The organism is Streptomyces sp. CRN 30, from assembly GCF_034105845.1.
This window is the reverse complement of the sequence record NZ_JAVRHI010000218.1, coordinates 40,154-54,994: the sequence shown is the minus strand read 5'-3', so window position 1 is coordinate 54,994 and position 14,841 is coordinate 40,154. Positions and strand designations below refer to the sequence as shown.

General features: G+C 73.1%; 8 protein-coding genes. 4 read left to right on the top strand and 4 right to left on the bottom strand.

Annotated features, from left to right (window positions below; genetic code table 11):
* The 4 genes from UW392_RS23530 to fxsT all read left to right on the top strand — a co-directional run.
* Positions 1 to 2,923 (top strand): SAV_2336 N-terminal domain-related protein (locus UW392_RS23530; RefSeq protein WP_320777076.1); only part of this gene is annotated, 2,923 nt, incomplete at its 5' end.
* 91 nt (positions 2,924 to 3,014) lie between these two features.
* Entirely contained in the window at positions 3,015 to 3,287 is a 273-nt protein-coding gene (locus UW392_RS23525; protein WP_320777075.1) for a hypothetical protein, read from the top strand.
* Positions 3,284 to 4,573, top strand: a complete 1,290-nt coding sequence (locus UW392_RS23520; protein ID WP_320777074.1) for an aKG-HExxH-type peptide beta-hydroxylase — start codon at positions 3,284 to 3,286, stop codon at positions 4,571 to 4,573. The genes UW392_RS23525 and UW392_RS23520 overlap by 4 nt, the downstream gene beginning before the upstream one ends.
* A 79-nt stretch (positions 4,574 to 4,652) precedes the next feature.
* Complete coding sequence (gene fxsT, locus UW392_RS23515) at positions 4,653 to 7,655, top strand: FxSxx-COOH system tetratricopeptide repeat protein (protein ID WP_320777073.1); 3,003 nt, start codon at positions 4,653 to 4,655, stop codon at positions 7,653 to 7,655.
* Between the two features lie 94 nt (positions 7,656 to 7,749).
* Here the strand turns inward: fxsT and UW392_RS23510 are convergent, their stop codons facing one another.
* The 4 genes from UW392_RS23510 to UW392_RS23495 all read right to left on the bottom strand — a co-directional run bounded on the left by UW392_RS23510 (position 7,750) and on the right by UW392_RS23495 (position 14,744).
* Complete coding sequence (locus UW392_RS23510) at positions 7,750 to 11,595, bottom strand: multifunctional oxoglutarate decarboxylase/oxoglutarate dehydrogenase thiamine pyrophosphate-binding subunit/dihydrolipoyllysine-residue succinyltransferase subunit (protein ID WP_320777072.1); 3,846 nt, start codon at positions 11,593 to 11,595, stop codon at positions 7,750 to 7,752.
* A 364-nt stretch (positions 11,596 to 11,959) separates the two neighbouring features.
* A complete protein-coding gene (locus tag UW392_RS23505) occupies positions 11,960 to 13,096 on the bottom strand; it encodes a HAMP domain-containing sensor histidine kinase (protein WP_320777071.1) in 1,137 nt (378 codons plus the stop codon).
* 111 nt (positions 13,097 to 13,207) lie between these two features.
* Entirely contained in the window at positions 13,208 to 13,945 is a 738-nt protein-coding gene (locus UW392_RS23500; RefSeq protein ID WP_320777070.1) for a response regulator transcription factor, read from the bottom strand.
* A 121-nt stretch (positions 13,946 to 14,066) separates the two neighbouring features.
* The gene (locus tag UW392_RS23495; protein ID WP_320777069.1) at positions 14,067 to 14,744 is read right to left on the bottom strand and encodes a spermidine synthase; all 678 of its coding nucleotides are present in this window, start codon (positions 14,742 to 14,744) and stop codon (positions 14,067 to 14,069) included.
* Positions 14,745 to 14,841: the final 97 nt, after the last annotated feature.

Sequence of the window (14,841 nt, the reverse complement as noted above, 5' to 3'; positions counted from 1 at the left end):
CGCGGCCGGTGACCGGCGAGCGGGCACGGACCCTCCCTCCGCCACCGTGCCCCTGCACACGGCCGGCGGCACCCGGCCACCGGCGCGCCGCCCGCCCGGTGGCGGGCCCGACGGTACGCCGCCCGCCTTCCCGGTCCGCGTCCCCACCGCCACCGCGCTGCCGGGGCTCCTCGGCCTCGAGCGGGCGTTACGCATCCTCGGCCGCTACCGCGCCCCCTCCACGACCCCCCGGGACGACGGGATCGACGAGGAGGCGACCGCCGAGCGCGCGGCGGCGAGCGGCATCCTCCTGCCCGTCCCGCGCCACGGCCGCCGCCACCGCTGTGACGTCCAGCTGCTGGTGGACACGGGCCCCGCCATGGCCGTGTGGGAGGAGCTGGCCGAGGAGCTGCGGCAGGCCTGCCAGCAGTCGGGTGCCTTCGCCGCCGTCCGCGTCCACCACCTGTACGCCGACGGGTCCGGTGCCCCCCGCGTCGGCACCACCGCCGGCCCCGGCCGGCGCACCCGGCTGCGGACCGCCGACGAACTGCACGACCCGACGGGCCGCCGGCTGACCTTCGTCGTCAGTGACTGCGTCGGTCCCCTCTGGCGGAGCGGGAGCGCGCAGCGGCTGCTGCACGACTGGCCGCGCAGCTCTCCGCTGGCCGTCGTCCAGCCACTGCCACCCCGCCTGTGGGACCGCACCGCGCTGCCCGCCGAACCCGGACTGCTGGTCAGGGCCGCCGGACCCGGCGGGTCCGTCTCCTTCCAGCCGGACGAGGAGCCCTGGGACGGGCCCCTCGTCGGCGCCCGTCCCGTACCGGTGCTCCAGCCGACGCCGGAGGCCTTCGCCGCCTGGGCCCGGCTGCTGTCCGGCGCCGGTCCCACCAGCGAGCGCGCCTGGGCGGCCTGGACCACCCCCGGCGCCCTGCCGCCCGTCGACACCGCCCCGGCCGGCGACGAGGAACTGCTGCGCGCCTTCCGGGCCGACGCCTCGCCCGGGGCCCTGCGGCTGGCCGTGTACCTCGCCGCGGCACCGCTCACCCTGCCGGTCATGCAGCTGGTCCAGCGGGCCATGCTGCCGGACACCGGACCCATGGAGCTGGCCGAGGTGCTGCTGGGCGGAGTGCTGCGGCAACTGCCCGGGACCGAGGCGCAGCCCTGTTTCGCCTACCCGGGCCGGGTGCAGGAACTGCTGCTGAACTCCCTCGACCAGGACACGGCCTCACTGGTCCTCAAGCACTGCTCCGCCTACGTGGAACGCCATTTCGGCAAGGGCACCCGCAACTTCGCCGCGTTCGCCGCCGCCCGGCTCGCCGGCCACGGGCCCGCCACCGGCACCGGCGGTACGGCCGACGACCGCAGCGACGACACCGCCGGCGGCACCGAGGCCGAGCTGTTCGCGCGGGTGCCCGCCCGCGTCCTGCGCCACTACGTGCCCGACCTCGTCACACCCGAGCCCCTGGATGAGGCGGAGAGACTGCTCGGCCAGTGGCGGACCCTGGGGGACCCGGCGGTGCTGCACCGGGCGCGGGAACAGGCCGAGGCCGCCGCGCACGGCGCCCACACCGGCTCCGCACCGGACGACGGGAACCGCGGACGGGCCCGGCTGGTCCTCGGCCGGGTGCTGCGCGCCGAGGCCGGCACCGCGGTGGCACGCGCCGAAGGCCGCCGGACGCAGTTGCTGCGCGCGGCCGCCGAGGAGCTCGCGGCCGCCCACGGAGCCACTGCGGCGGACGGCCGCGAGCGGGCCGGCGCGGCACTGGAACTCGCCGCCTGCCGGCACGAGCTGGGCCGCCTCACCGGGGACGAGCGGCAGCTGACGGCCGCGCTCGAGGTGCTGGAGCGGGACGCCGCACACTGGCCCGCCGGCACGCACCCGGCCCGGCTGCTGCGCCGCGGGCAACTCCTCCTCGACCTCCGGCGGCCCGCGGAGGCCGCCCGGGAACTGCGCGACGCCTGCGCCCTCCTGGACCGGCAGGGCGCCCCGGCCGCCGTGCGCGGCCCGGCCCTGCTCGACCTCGTCCGGGCGCTGCGCGCCGCCGGCGCCGATGCCGCCGAGACGCGTGACACGCTCCTGCGCGCAGAGCGGGCCGCCGGTGACGATCCGGCGCTCCGGCCGGCCTTCCTCGCCGCCCGGGCCGCGTTCCACGACGCGGCGGGCGAGAGCCAGGAAGCCGACGAGGCGTACGGGACGGCCGTCGTGCTCGCGCCCGCCGACAGCCCCCGGCGGGGCGAACTCCTCATCGCCTGGGGGGAGTCGCTGCTCCGGCGTGCCTCCGCGCCGGACGGCGCGGGCACCGTCGACCGGGCCGAGAACGTGCTGCGCGAGGCGCTGCGGGCGGTGCCGGCGCGGTCCGCCCAGCGGGGCCGGCTGCAGGGGCTCGTCGGCAGCGCCCTCGCCCAGCGCTTCCGGCACCTGGGTTTCCTGCCGGACCTGTTCGAGAGCCGTCACCTGCTCGGCCAGGCGGCCCGGGTGACGGCCGACGCCGCCGTACGGGCCGAGACCTGGCTCCAGCTCGGGCGGGTCCGCCTCGAAGGGTGGCACCGCGCCGGCACACCGGTGCTCGTCGACGCCCTGCAGGCGTACCAGCAGGCGGAGCGGGAGGCACAGCTGGCCCACGGCACCGACCCGGGCTCGGTGACGGCGGCCAGGGCGCGGCACGGGTGCGGGGCGGTGCTCACCCTCATGGGGCGTCCCGGTGCGGCGCGGGCGGCGTACCGGTCGGCCGGGGAGCAGTGGCAGCGGCTGGCCGGTGAGCTGCGGGAGGCCGAACGGGACGACGCCGAGCTGACGCGCGCCAAGGAGGAGGAGCTGGCCGCGGGCTCAGGCCGGCCGGTGACGGCGTGGGCGCTGCCGGGGGAGGCGTGGGGCCGGACGGCACCGCCCTGGTACCCGTGGACGGAGTGGCGGGCCAACCAGGCCGAAGCTGACCGGAGTTGATCCGAACAGGGTTTCTGTTACCGGCGCGTCGGGAAGAACTGGGCAGCTACGGCGACTGCGCGGGGCGGGCGTCGGTGGGGAGGAGCGGACCGTGGGGGAGCAGGGGAAGAGGGCGGCCGGGAGCGGCGGACACGCCGGGCGGGCCGCGGCCACCTCGGGTGACCTCGCCGACGTCGACCTGCGGACCTTGCGTGCCATGAACGACCCGGAGCTCATCGACGCCGTCGACCGGGCGCTGGGGGACCCCCGCGCGTTGACGGACGTCTGGTACGTCGCCGGGGAGGTCGCCGGCGACGAGCCCGGCGACGGGTCGTTTTCGGCCGGACGTACGGCGCCCGGACATGGTGAGGACGCCCCGGGATGACTTCGGTGCCCGTCCCGCCCGCCGTCCTCGCGGAACTGGCGAGGACCCGGCCGACGCCCGGGTGCACCACGGCGCTGCGTGCCGCGCTGCACTCCCGTCGCCTGCTGCTCCTCAAGTCCCTGCTCGTCAGGCTCGCACGGATGAGCGATGTCACGCCGGGTGCGCGCCGGGAGTTCGCGGCGGACTGGGCCCTGCTGGAGCGGGCGGAACGGACCGACGCCGCCGCGGTCCGGGACGTCGTCGACTACCCGATGACCGGCTCCTGGCTCGCCGCGGCCCTCGGCGCGCCCGAGGGGCCGGCCTTCGAGAGGCATCTGGCGCACTTCCGCGGCGTCGCCGTCGCCGCGGCCGTCCGCGCGGGGTGCGTGGACGGGGACACCCGCACCGTACGGACGGGCGTGCTGTCCCTGCCGGGCCTCGGCGTACTGCGCTGCCCCACGGGCCGGGTCCGGATCAGCGGCCGGGCCGGTCTGGTGCGGATCGCGGACGCCGCCGGCCGCGATCACGTAGTACTGGCACCCCGTGCGGCACCGGCCGAGCCCCGGGCGCCCCGCCGGCCCGGCGGTGGTTCCGGATGGTCCGCGCTCCGCGCCCTGCCCGGCAGCGCGGTCGTCCTCGACGACCTGGACCCCTATCGGGTGCCGCCGCACGGTATCGGTCCCGGGGCCCTGCCCGCGGCCGGCCGTCCGCACTCCGCGGAGCGGGCCTGGGCCCAGCGATGGCGGGAGGCCCAGGCGCTGCTGACGGCGACCGACCCCGGGCGTGCGGCGGAGACGAGGACGGTGCTCCGGGCCGTCGTGCCGCTGGACCCGCCGACGTGCGACGGCGTCCCGATGAGCGCCACGCTCCGGGCGGCTCCGGGCGCCGTCCTGGCCCAGCTGCCGGCCGAGGCACCCGAGCTGACCGAGTCCCTGGTGCACGAGGCCCACCACACCAAGCTGGCCGCGCTCCAGGAGGTCCTGCCCCTGTGCCGCCCGGAGACGGGAGCGCTGCACCGTGTGGGATGGCGTCCCGATCCGCGCCCCGTCCCCGGGGTGCTCCAGGGGGTGTACGCGCACCTGGCCCTCACCGACCTATGGTCGCGTGCGGCGACCGGGCCGGGCATGCCCGCGGCGTGGCGGCGACGGGCCGACGAGCGGTTCGAGACATACCGAGGAGAGGTCGGCGAAGGCTTGTCGATCCTCCGTGAATCCGATGAACTTACCTCTGCCGGACGGGAGTTCGTCGGGGAGATGGGCAGGCGGCACGCACACCTCGGCAAGGCGGCGGCCCGGCACTCGCGGTGACGGTGGGTGGCGAGGTGGTTGCGCTACGTTGAGCAGGCGCGTGCGCGAGGGTGCGTGGACACGGGAACAGGGAGCGGCGATGGCGGAACAGCGGCGGTCGGGCGGGGACGGTGCGGCGGCCTCCGAGCACTTCCTGGTGGTCTTCCCCGGCTACCACCGCTCGTGGGCGGCGTGGATCGAACGGTTCCTGGAGCGGCAGGGCCACCGGGTCACGCTGCAACGCTGGGACCCACGGCGTGAGGTCCCGCTCGAGGACGCGCTCGGTGACCTGCTGCTGTCCAGCGGGCGGGTGCTGCTCGTGCTCAGCGACTGGTTCTTCGAACTCGGACCGCGTCCCGCGGGCGAGTGGAACGACGTGCTGCGCGGCCTCGTCGCCGCGCACGCCGACCGGTTCGCCGCGGTCAACCTCACCAACCGGCCGCTGCTGCCGGCCACCGCGGTCCTCGAGCCGGCCAGCCTCTGGGGCCTGAACGAGGGGGCCGCCGAGGAGCGCCTGCTGAGCCGGCTCGGCCTGGAGCGCCGCCGTGCCCCGCGGAACCTGCCCGGCCGGGCCCGCTACCCCGACACCCGCTGCGAGATCTGGGGCGAGGTCCCCCGCCGCAACCCGCGCTTCACCGGCCGCGACGACCTCCTCACCGAGCTGCACCAGCGCCTCGCCGACGCCGAACGCGACGCCTCCGTCTGCACGCTGCTCGGCATGTCGGGCATCGGCAAGACCCAGCTGGCGGCCGAGTACGCGCACCGGTTCAGCCCGGACTACGACGTCGTCTGGTGGGTCAACTCCGACGACCGCAACGTCCAGCGCGATCGCTTCGGCGAACTCGCCGTCGAGCTGGGCCTGCCCATCGGCAGCGAGCCGGGCGAGCGCATCCGCGCGGTGCGCGACGCCCTGCGGCGGGGCGAGCCGCACGGGAACTGGCTGCTGATCTTCGACGGCTGGGACGACACCGAGGGCATCGGTGCCCTGCTGCCGCAGGGCACCGGGCACGTCCTGGTGACCTCCCGCAACCGTGCCTGGAACGAGTACAGCGACATACTGGACATCCCCTCCTTCGTACGCTCGGAGTCCACCGGCTACCTGATGCGCCGGGCCCCCCACATCACGGCGGAGGAGGCGGACGAGGTCGCCGCCGAGTTCGGCGACGTTCCGCTGCCGCTCGTGCAGGCCGCCTCCTGGCTCGGCGAGTCCCGCATGGAGGTGCCCGAGTACCTGCGGATGGTGCGTGAGCGCAGGCTCTCCACCGTCGACGAACCCGCCACCGGCGAGGGCTTCCCGCAGTCCTCCATGACCTCGTGGTCGATACTGCTCAACCGGCTCCGCCGCGCCCAGCCGCAGGCCATCGACGTGCTCAGCCTGTGCACGTCCTTCGCCCCCGGCCGGATCCCGCTCGGCCTGATCCGCGGCTACCCGCGGGCGGACCTCCCCGAGGAGCTGCGGTGGATGGCCACCGACCTGCCCGCGTGGACCCGCGCCCTGGACACACTGGCCAACTACTCGGTGCTGACCCGTGAGACGCGCGGCCCCCTCGGCACCGAGACCGGCCCGCACCAGGACTCGGTGCACATGCACCGGCTGGTCCACGACATCGTCTCCAAGCTGACCAGCGAGGACAGCCGCGTCCTCCACCGCAGGGCGGTCCGTACGCTGCTCGCGGAGGCGGACCCGCGCAGCCCCGTGGACAGCCGCAGCTGGCCCCGGTACGCAGAGCTGCTGCCGCACCTGGAGCCGTCCGGCGCCCTGGACAGCAGCCAGCCCCGGGTGCAGGAGCTGGTGCTGAACTGCCTGCGGTACTGCTACCGCAGCGGCGAGTACAACGCCGGTCTGGAGCTGGCCCGGAAGATCCGCGACCGCTGGTCCCGCCTGCTGGATCCGCTCTCCCCGCCCATGCTCGAACTGAACACGCAGGAAAGCTACGTCCTGCGGGCCATCGGCAGGTTCCGGGACGCTTACGAACTGGACCGTTCCTATCTGCAGCGGCTCCAGGCCGCGCCGCAGCGCAACGAACTCGGCGAGCTGACCACCAAGAGCGCCATGGCCAACGGCCTGCGGCACCTCGGGCGGTACACGGAGGCCCACGCACTCCAGCAGGAGATCCTCGACGGCACCACCCGGCTCCTGGGCCCGGACGACGCCGCCACCCTGATCGCCCGGCACAACCTGGGCGTGGGGCTGCGTCTCCTAGGCCGGTACGCCGAGTCCTACGAGCTGGACCTGGAGACCCGCACCCGGCGGGAGAACGTGCTGCGGGCCCGGCACGTCAGCACGCTCAACTCGGGCAGCGCCGTCAACCACTGCCTGCGTCTGCAGGGGCGCTACCGGGACGCGCTCGCGAGCCAGGAGCCGGTGGTCCGCCTGCACGTACAGGTGCTCGGCGCGCAGCATCCGCAGACCCTGGAGGCGCGCGCGCAGCTGCTCATGTGCCGTCGGCGCGAGGGCAGCCACACCCAGGACACCGGGCCCGCGATGGCCGACCTGCTGGAACAGCTCGTGCGGCTGCACGGCCGGGAGCACTACCGCACCCTGGCTTTCCTCACGCAGTACGGCAACTACCTGCGCGAGCACGGCGACCTCAGCCAGGCGCGCGAGCTGATCGACGAGGCGGAGGCCGGTTACCGGGCGCTCCTCGGCCCCGCGCACCCCGTCGCCACCGGCATGGTCTCCAACACCGGGCTCGTCATGCAGTCCGCCGGGGAACGGGCCGAGGCCATGGCGATGTTCGAGGCGGCCCTCGCCGGTCTCACCGCGACCCTGGGCGAGGACCACCCGTGGGTCCTGGGCTGCGCGCTGAACGCCGCCAGCGCCCGGAACTTCAACGGCCGGATCGGCGACGCCGTCGAGCTGAGCCGGGACACCCTGCGCCGCAGCCGGCACATGCTGGGCGAGGAGCATCCGCTCACCCTCTCCTGCCAGGTGGCGCTCGCCGCGGACCTGCGGGCGGCCCGGGAGCAGGAGGAGGCGGGCAAGCTGGAGGAGGACGGGCTGCTGGCCCTGACCCGCACCCTCGGCGCCCAGCACCCGCACACCATCTCCGCCCGCCAGCGCACCCGGCCCTACTGGGACTTCGAGCCCTACCTGGCCTGACCGCCGTACGCCCGCGAGCCCGTACGCCCGTAACGCCAGGGGCCCGGTCCCGAGCCGAAGCTCGGGACCGGGCCCCTGGCCGTGCCGGTGGGACCTACGCCTCGAACACCTCACGCACCAGCTGCTCCTGCTCGGCCTGGTGGCGCTTCGCGGAGCCCACCGCCGGGGAGGAGGAGTGCGGGCGGGAGATCCGGCGCAGGCGCTCGCCGTGCGGGACGTCCGCGCCGACCGCCAGGTCGAGGTGGTCGATCAGGTTGAGAGCGATGAACGGCCAGGCACCCTGGTTCGCCGGCTCCTCCTGGGCCCACAGGTACTTCTCGGCGTTCGGGTACTTGGCGATCTCCGCCTGGAGCTCGGCACCCGCCAGCGGGTACAGGCGCTCGATGCGGATGATCGCCGTGTCCGTGACGCCGCGCTTCTTCCGCTCGGCGTCGAGGTCGTAGTAGACCTTGCCGGCGGTGAAGACGACCTTCTTGACCGCGGCCGGGTCGACCGACGCGTCGCCGATGACCGGACGGAAGCCGCCCGTCGTGAACTCCTCCGCCTTCGACGCGGCGGCCTTCAGGCGCAGCATCGACTTCGGGGTGAAGACCACCAGCGGCTTGTGGTGCGGGTTGTGCACCTGCCACCGCAGGAGGTGGAAGTAGTTCGCGGGGGAGGTCGGCATCGCGACCGTCATGTTGTTCTGGGCGCAGAGCTGGAGGAACCGCTCCGGGCGGGCGGACGAGTGGTCCGGGCCCTGGCCCTCGTAGCCGTGCGGGAGGAGCAGGGTGACGCCGGACGTCTGGCCCCACTTCTGCTCGGCCGACGAGATGAACTCGTCCACGACCGTCTGGGCGCCGTTGACGAAGTCGCCGAACTGCGCCTCCCACATGACGAGCGCGTCCGGGCGGGCCAGCGAGTAGCCGTACTCGAAGCCCATGGCCGCGTACTCGGAGAGGAGCGAGTCGTAGACGTTGTACCGGGCCTGGTCGTCCGCGAGGTAGAGGAGCGGGGTGAAGTCCTCGCCCGTCTCCCGGTCGATCAGGACCGCGTGGCGCTGGCCGAAGGTGCCGCGGCGGGAGTCCTGGCCCGAGAGGCGCACCGGGGTGCCCTCCAGGAGCAGGGAGCCGATCGCGAGCGTCTCACCCATGCCCCAGTCGATCGTGCCGTCCTCGACCATCGACGCGCGGCGCTGGAGCTGCGGCAGCAGGCGCGGGTGCACGGTGATGTGGTCGGGGATGTTGACCTGGGACTCGGCGATCCGCTTGACGACCTCCGTGGAGACCGCGGTCTGCACCGTGACCGGGAAGCCCTCCTGCGGGTCCCCGGAGTCGCCGGACGAGGGCTGCGAGGTGGTGGCCTCGCGGACCTCGGTGAAGACCTTCTCCAGCTGGCCCTGGTAGTCCTGGAGCGCCTGCTCGGCCTCTTCCAGGGTGATGTCGCCACGGCCGATGAGGGACTCGGTGTAGAGCTTGCGCACCGAGCGCTTCTTGTCGATCAGGTCGTACATCAGCGGCTGCGTGAACGCCGGGTTGTCCGACTCGTTGTGACCGCGGCGGCGGTAGCAGATGAGGTCGATGACGACGTCCTTGTTGAACGCCTGCCGGAACTCGAAGGCGAGGCGCGCGACGCGGACGACGGCCTCGGGGTCGTCGCCGTTCACGTGGAAGATCGGCGCCTCGATCATGCGGGCCACGTCGGTGGCGTACATCGAGGAGCGGGACGACTCGGGAGCCGCCGTGAAGCCGACCTGGTTGTTGATGACGACGTGCACGGTGCCGCCGGTGCGGTAGCCGCGCAGCTGCGACATGTTCAGCGTCTCGGCGACGACGCCCTGGCCCGCGAAGGCCGCGTCGCCGTGGATCGCCACCGGGAGGACGGTGAAGTCCGTGCCGCCCTTGTTGATGATGTCCTGCTTGGCGCGGGCGACGCCCTCCAGGACCGGGTCGACCGCCTCCAGGTGCGAGGGGTTGGCGGCCAGCGAGACCGTGATCTGCTCGCCGTCCAGGCCCGTGAAGGTGCCCTCGGCGCCCAGGTGGTACTTCACGTCGCCGGAGCCGTGCATCGACTTCGGGTCGAGGTTGCCCTCGAACTCGCGGAAGATCTGCGCGTACGACTTGCCGACGATGTTGGCGAGGACGTTGAGCCGGCCGCGGTGGGCCATGCCGATGACGACCTCGTCCAGGCGCGACTCGGCGGCCGAGTCGATGACCGCGTCGAGCAGCGGGATGACGGACTCGCCGCCCTCCAGGGAGAACCGCTTCTGGCCGACGTACTTCGTCTGCAGGAAGGTCTCGAAGGCCTCCGCCGCGTTCAGCCGGCGCAGGATGCGCAGCTGCTCCTCGCGCTCCGGCTTGGAGTGCGGACGCTCGATGCGGTCCTGGATCCACTTGCGCTGCTTGGGGTCCTGGATGTGCATGAACTCGACACCGGTGGTGCGGCAGTACGAGTCGCGCAGCACGCCGAGGATGTCGCGCAGCTTCATCATCGACTTGCCGGCGAAGCCGCCGACGGCGAACTCGCGCTCCAGGTCCCACAGGGTGAGCCCGTGTTCGGTGATGTCCAGGTCGGGGTGCTTGCGCTGCTGGTACTCCAGCGGGTCGGTGTCGGCCATGACGTGGCCGCGGACCCGGTAGGAGTGGATCAGCTCGAAGACGCGGGCGGCCTTGGTGACGTCGTCGTCGTGGCTGGCGTCGATGTCCTTGAGCCAGCGGACCGGCTCGTAGGGGATGCGCAGCGCCTCGAAGATCTCGTCGTAGAAGCCGCTCTCGCCGAGCAGCAGGTTGGCGACGATGCGCAGGAACTCGCCGGAGGCGGCGCCCTGGATGACCCGGTGGTCGTAGGTCGACGTCAGGGTCATCACCTTGGAGATGCCCAGCTTGTTCAGGGTGTCCTGGGAGGTGCCCTGGAACTCGGCCGGGTAGTCCATGGAGCCGACGCCCATGATGACCGACTGGCCGGGCATCAGACGCGGCACCGAGTGGACGGTGCCGAGGCCGCCGGGGTTGGTCAGGGAGACCGTGACGCCGGAGAAGTCGTCCATCGTCAGCTTGCCGTCGCGGGCGCGGCGGACGATGTCCTCGTAGGCCTGCCAGAACTCGAAGAAGTTCAGCGTCTCGGCCTTCTTGATGCCCGCGACGACGAGCTGGCGGTCGCCGTTGGGCTTCACCAGGTCGATGGCGAGGCCGAAGTTGACGTGCGCCGGCTTGACCAGGGTCGGCTTGCCGTCCTTCTCCGTGAAGGAGTAGTTCATCGACGGCATGGCCTTGATGGCCTGCACCATCGCGTAGCCGATCAGGTGCGTGAAGGAGATCTTCCCGCCCCGGGCGCGCTTCAGGTGGTTGTTGATGACGATGCGGTTGTCGAACAGCAGCTTTACCGGGACCGCGCGCACGGACGTGGCCGTGGGGACCTCGATGGAGGCGTTCATGTTCTTGGCGACGGCGGCGGAGGGGCCGCGCAGCGTCACGAACTCGGGGCCCTCGGGCGCCTCCTTCGCGGGCTCGGCCTTCGCCTTCGGCTTGGCCGGCGCGGCGGCCGGCTTGGCCGGGGCCGGCGCGGCCTGCTTGGGGGCGGGCGCGGCCTGCTTCGGGGCGGCGGGCTGCGCGGGGGCGGCGGCCTGGGCCGGAGCCTGCTGCGGAGCCGGTGCCTGCTGCGGCGCCGGGGCCTGGGCCGGGGCGGCCGGAGCGGCGGCCTGGGCCTGCTGCTGGGGCTGCGTGGTGGTCCCCGCGGCCCCCGCGGCCGTGGCACCCGCCGGAGCCGAGGAGGCAGCTGCCCCCGGCTTGTAGTCGGCGAAGAAGTCCCACCAGGCCCGGTCTACCGAGTTCGGGTCCTGGAGGTACTGCTGATAGATCTCGTCGACGAGCCACTCGTTGGCACCGAAGGCCGCCGCGGGGTTCTTGCCCGCTTGGTCGGTCTCGGTCGAGGTGCTGGAGTTACTGGGGGACTGTGGCGACACGGCGGCAACCGCCCTCTTCCGCTTCACAAGGTGATGGACAGCGGGAATAAAGGCTACGCCCCCGTGGCCGAGAAGGTCAGTCCGGGCCCGTTCATCGTCGTGTAAGTCACATCTCAGGCTGTGTTTCACGGCTCGAAATGGCGGGAAACAAGCGAGGTTCCGGTTGGGTGTGCGGATCCGGCGCATGCGTCGGAGGGGCCTGCGGCGACCCGCGCGCTGCCCTCCGCCCCACGACTGCCCCACGGCAGCCTGATCACACGTGTCCGGCGGCGCGGATCTCCGTCGATCTTGGTGCTCCGGTCGAACCCTACGTCAACCCGGCGTGCCGTGGAGCCCTCTCGGAGTGACGGATTCCGCCAGGCTCTCAGGACCGGACGGCCGAGGGGCGGCCCTGGCCGGTCCGCTGGTTCGGCGGGCCCGGCAGGGTGACCTGGATGCGGCAGCCCCGCGGGGACTCCGCCACGCCGATCCGGCCGCCGTGCAGGTCCACCGCCCAGCGGGCGATGGCGAGGCCCAGGCCGGTGCCGCCGTCGCTGCCCGGTCCGTGCGGGGAGCTGACCGCGCCCCGGTTGAAGCGCTCGAAGACGCGGTGCCACTCGGACTGGGGGATGCCCGGGCCCTCGTCCAGGACCTCCAGGCGCAGCGACTCCGGTGCGGTGCCGGGCCGCGCGGTGACCGTGACGCGGCCGTGCGGCGGGCTGTGCTTGACCGCGTTGTCGATCAGGTTGGCGACCACCTGGTGGATGCGCTCGGGGTCCGCGTGCGCGGTCAGGTCCGAGGGGTGCACGTCGAGGTGCAGGTGGACGTCGGTGCGGGTGTGCTTGCCGGACTCGGAGGCGACGCCCCCGCGCGCGGAGGCGACCATGTTGGCCTCCTTGAGGACGCCCGAGAGGTACGGCCACACCTCGAAGCGCCGTCTGCGCAGCGGGACGACGCCGTTGTCCAGCCGGGACAGGTCGAGCAGCGTCTCCACCAGGCGCCCGAGCCGTTCGGTCTGCTTCAGCGCCGTACGCATGGTCTCGGGGTCGGCGGCCGAGACGCCGTCGACGACGTTCTCCAGGACCGCGCGCAGGCCCGCGATGGGGGTGCGCAGCTCGTGCGAGACGTTCGCGACGAGTTCCTTGCGCTGGCGGTCCTGGGCCTCCAGCTCGTCGGCCATGAGGTTGATCGTGTGGGCGAGGTCGCCCAGCTCGTCCCTGCGGTTGTCGTTGACCCGGCGGGTGTAGTCGCCGTGCGAGATGGAGCGGGCGACCGCGTTCATCTCGTCCAGCGGCGCGGTGAGCGAATGGGCCACGAACTGTGTGATCAGCAGGGTGGCGATCATCGAGAAGATGGTGATGAAGCGCAGCTCGGTCTCGGTGCGCGCGGCGATCATCAGCAGACCGGTGGTGATGAGCACCGAGACGACGACGAGCGTGCCCAGCTTCGTCTTGATCGAGAAGGGGCGCACTCCACCCCAGGGATCCGCGCCCTTGCGCTTCCTGCCCGGACCGACCGTCACTGAGACCCCTCACGCACGCACTGGTTCGCCTGCCCGACGCGGACACCCGTCTGCCGCACGTCCGCGGGAGCGTCCGCCGCACCGGGGACGAGCCGGCCGTGCACGGGCTCCTCAGGGGTTCGGCGTCTCCAGCGCGTAGCCCACGCCGTGCACCGTGCGGATGCGCTCCGCGCCGATCTTCCGCCGGAGCGCCTTGATGTGGCTGTCCACGGTGCGCGTCCCGGACGCGTCCGCCCAGTCCCACACCTCGGCGAGCAGCTGCTCGCGCGAGAGTACGGCACGCGGGGTGTTCGCGAGGCAGACGAGGAGGTCGAACTCGGTGGGGGTGAGGTGCACGTCCTCGCTGCGCACCCGCACCCGGCGCTGCGCGTGGTCGATCTCCAGCTCGCCGAGGCGCAGGATGCCGCTGCGGGGCGTCGCGGCGGCCAGCGCGGCGCGCTCCATGCGGCGCAGCAGGACGTGCACGCGGGCGGCCAGCTCACGCATGGAGAAAGGCTTCGTCATGTAGTCGTCGGCGCCGACGCCGAGCCCGACCAGCATGTCCGTCTCGTCGTCGCGCGCGGTGAGCATCAGCACCGGCACCGGACGCTGGGCCTGCACCCGGCGGCACACCTCCAGGCCGTCGAAGCCCGGCAGCATGATGTCGAGGATCAGCAGGTCGGGCTGCCAGGCCTCCGCCGTGTCGACGGCCGCGGGGCCGTCGCCCGCGGTCTGCACGAGGAAGCCCTCCGCGCGCAGGCGGGCCGCGATGGCGTCGACGATCGTCGGGTCGTCCTCCACCACCAGCACCCGGCGCTGGGCGCCCGGGGTTGCCGTCGTGCCGTTGTGGGAGGTGTGTGTCTGCTCCATCGCCCGCCCCTGTGTTGCTTTCCGGAATCCGTGGGGTGATCCCTTGACTACGCATGACTGCGATTGACGCTTGAATGATCGGCGTCAGAGCAGCAGCGTACGGGCACTCACCGCGCCTTAGCTATCCAGGCCGGACCGCGAGGTGCACGACGTCCGGAACTCCCCGGGCAACCGGGATCTCTTCGGTACGCACCTGCTGGAACCCGGCATTCCCCAAGGTTTCCTCGAAATCCGCGGAAGGCCGGGCGGACCACACCGCGAGCACTCCGCCGGGCTTCAACACCCTTGCGCAGTTCGCCAGTCCGGTGGGCGCGTAGAGGCTCCCGTTGCCCTCGGTGACGGTCCAGCCGGGACCGTTGTCGATGTCCAGGCACAGGGCGTCGTACGTGGCGGATGTCTCATTGACGTACGTGATCAGATCCGCTTCGACGATCTTGGTGCGGGGGTCCGCGAGCGCGTCCGCGGACAGCTCGGACAGGGGTCCGCGCCGGTGCCACTCGATGACCGCCGGCTCGCGCTCCACCACCGTGACGCGCCCCCAGCGGGGGTTCGCGGCGGCGTGTGCGAGCGAGAAGCCCACCCCCAGCCCGCCGATGAGCACGCTCGGCCCCGGACGGTCGTCCAGCGCCCGCAGCGCCGCGTCGACGAGCAGCCGCTCGGAGCGCCCGTCGGAGGTGTCCATGAGGAAGCAGCCGTTGGCGATGATCTGCAGCAGCTCCCCGTGGCGCCGCAGCACTACCTCGCCGTACGGCCCCTCGCGCCGGTCGATGACTTCGGGGATCTCGTAGGTGGGGCTCATGAGGTCATCCTGGCAGTCGCGGTGCCGCATCCGAGGGGCCTTGCGGCCGGTCCCGTTTCCGTGATCGCTCACAGCGAACGGCCTCGGGGGAACATTC

Bases quoted from the DNA above. Each gene is read 5' to 3' on its own strand.
- UW392_RS23520 (WP_320777074.1), top strand. From the start codon at position 3,284: ATGACTTCGGTGCCCGTCCCGCCCGCCGTCCTCGCGGAACTGGCGAGG.
- fxsT (WP_320777073.1), top strand. From the start codon at position 4,653: ATGGCGGAACAGCGGCGGTCGGGCGGGGACGGTGCGGCGGCCTCCGAG.
- UW392_RS23500 (WP_320777070.1), bottom strand. From the start codon at position 13,945: ATGGAGCAGACACACACCTCCCACAACGGCACGACGGCAACCCCGGGC.
- UW392_RS23495 (WP_320777069.1), bottom strand. From the start codon at position 14,744: ATGAGCCCCACCTACGAGATCCCCGAAGTCATCGACCGGCGCGAGGGG.